4 protein-coding genes are annotated in these 1,813 nt (G+C 45.2%); 3 read left to right on the top strand and 1 reads right to left on the bottom strand.

Features of this window, described 5'->3' with window-relative positions:
• Both ACFE93_RS33420 and ACFE93_RS33425 read left to right on the top strand, forming a co-directional pair.
• Nucleotides 1-772, top strand: a 772-nt coding sequence (locus tag ACFE93_RS33420; RefSeq protein WP_375480230.1) for a DUF4157 domain-containing protein, incomplete at its 5' end; no start/stop codon positions are given.
• A 121-nt stretch (nucleotides 773-893) separates the two neighbouring features.
• Nucleotides 894-1,289 carry a transposase gene (locus tag ACFE93_RS33425; RefSeq protein WP_375480232.1) on the top strand — a complete coding sequence of 132 codons (396 nt, stop codon included), beginning with the start codon at nucleotides 894-896 and terminating at the stop codon, nucleotides 1,287-1,289.
• Here the strand turns inward: ACFE93_RS33425 and ACFE93_RS33430 are convergent.
• Nucleotides 1,278-1,409: a hypothetical protein gene (locus tag ACFE93_RS33430; protein WP_375480234.1), complete on the bottom strand. Its 132-nt coding sequence runs from the start codon at nucleotides 1,407-1,409 to the stop codon at nucleotides 1,278-1,280. The two genes, ACFE93_RS33425 and ACFE93_RS33430, sit on opposite strands and share 12 nt — an antisense overlap.
• A 134-nt stretch (nucleotides 1,410-1,543) precedes the next feature.
• Here ACFE93_RS33430 and ACFE93_RS33435 point away from each other — a divergent pair.
• The coding region (locus tag ACFE93_RS33435; RefSeq protein ID WP_375480236.1) for a hypothetical protein at nucleotides 1,544-1,813 on the top strand (270 nt) is incomplete at its 3' end.

The raw sequence follows: 1,813 nt of genomic DNA on the forward strand, positions 1-1,813 counted from the left end.
TAGCACTTTGCAACGAGAAGAAGCGCCAGAGGATGAGGAAGAATTACAGATGAAGCCGATGGTGCAGCGTCAGGCTGAGACTGAGATGGCTGCTGCGCCAGACCTGGAAGCGTCCATTAACCAAGCCAGGGGTGGTGGACAGGGGATGGCGGACAATATTCGCCAACCGATGGAACAGGCGTTTGGCGCTGATTTCAGTGGGGTGAAGGTTCACACGGATGGTCAATCTGACCAGTTGAATCGGTCAATTCAGGCGCGTGCTTTCACAACGGGACAGGATGTGTTCTTTCGGCAGGGGGAATATAATCCAGGCAGTCGGGGAGGACAGGAGTTGTTGGCGCATGAGTTGACTCATGTTGTGCAACAGAATGGGGGAGTGGTGCAGCGATCGCATGATATTATTCAACGTATGATGACAGAGGATGAGCTTAAAAGTAACGCTACTGTGCAAGGCTTAAAGCCAAAGGTTGATGAGCTAAAAGGGTATATAAATGAAGGTACATTAAACACTCTGTTATTATCTAAACTTCAAGAATTTAAGAACGCTATTGACAAGTCGATCAAAGAAAGAGGAAAACTAAAGTCTTTAGGTTCAGATCCCGGACATATTATGCGCATCCAAGTTGAAGTCAATATGCAAAATGAATTACAAAACGTGATGGAGCAAAAACAGAAGCAAGCACAACAAGCTAAAACAGACAGCGAAAATGCAAAACTTAGCCAAGCTCCTTCCCTACTTGCTTCAGGTTCAACCTGGGGAAAAAAGAAATAACAAACACGCACTGAAAGTTGATGGGGCGATGCTGTTGAATCAATTTGGGTAAATTGTCGTCCAGGAATGGGAGCGATCGCCTAATCTCTGTCAAGAGATTAAATTGGATGCCTAGATTGTCATGCCCAACCATTTTCATGGGATTGTTTTTATTGAACCTCTCGCATACCTTGAGGCAAATCATGGCGTTGGGATCAATGACCACGCGGTAGGGGCGCAAGGCATTGCGCCCCTACAATCTAATGGGTTGCCACAATCCGATGCGCCTTTACCAACCAATATGCCGAACCGAAAACCGCGATCGCTTGGCTCTTTAATCGCTGGGTTTAAAATGGCTGTGACAAAGCGAATTAATTTATTGCGAGGCACACCAAAAGTCCCAATATGGCAACGCAATTACTACGAACACATCATTCGCAATGAAGCAGCATTATACAAAATTCGTGAACACGTACAGACAAATCCAATATCTTGGAATACAGATCAATTACATCCCCAGAATCCTTCAAAATGGTAACGTCAGTAGGGGCGCAAGGCCTTGCGCCCCTACAATCCAATGCGCCGCCACACCATTATCATTTGCCAGAACAATTTCCGCGAGACGCGATCGCGTTCTCTCCACCATAGGCGATCGCATATTAGAATGCGTAGTGCGATCTCTAAGATATCCGCAAAGTGTAATCGCTAGTCTTCTAGAGTGAATTAACGTGCGTGCGATCGCTGGTCTTGTAGAATGCGTTAGCGATCGCCACTATTGTAGAGTGCGAAAACGTGCGTGCGATCGCTCACCTTGTAGAAATTGTCTTGAAAGTCAAGCGATCCTCATTTGCTTTAGAGTTTTCCGTTAGTGACTTCCAATTAAAAAAATATTTCACCGTTTTTATCGTAGGGGAGCAGGGATTTCTTAGCAGGGGAAGAGAAAGTCCTTTTGATTCGGTAAAATTAAATGATTTACTTTTTGGAGTTTCCTTACTTGAAAACAGAAGTAACTTCAGGGAAAGCGGAAGTTGTTACAGACTGCGCGAAACACCGAAACGTGAA

The sequence above is a fragment of the uncultured Nostoc sp. genome, assembly GCF_964247315.1.
Classification (GTDB): Bacteria; Cyanobacteriota; Cyanobacteriia; order Cyanobacteriales; family Nostocaceae; genus Nostoc.

Excerpts from the sequence above, each read along its gene's own strand:
- ACFE93_RS33430 (WP_375480234.1), bottom strand. The coding sequence starts at position 1,409 with ATGCGATCGCCTATGGTGGAGAGAACGCGATCGCGTCTCGCGGAAATT.
- ACFE93_RS33425 (WP_375480232.1), top strand. The coding sequence starts at position 894 with ATGCCCAACCATTTTCATGGGATTGTTTTTATTGAACCTCTCGCATAC.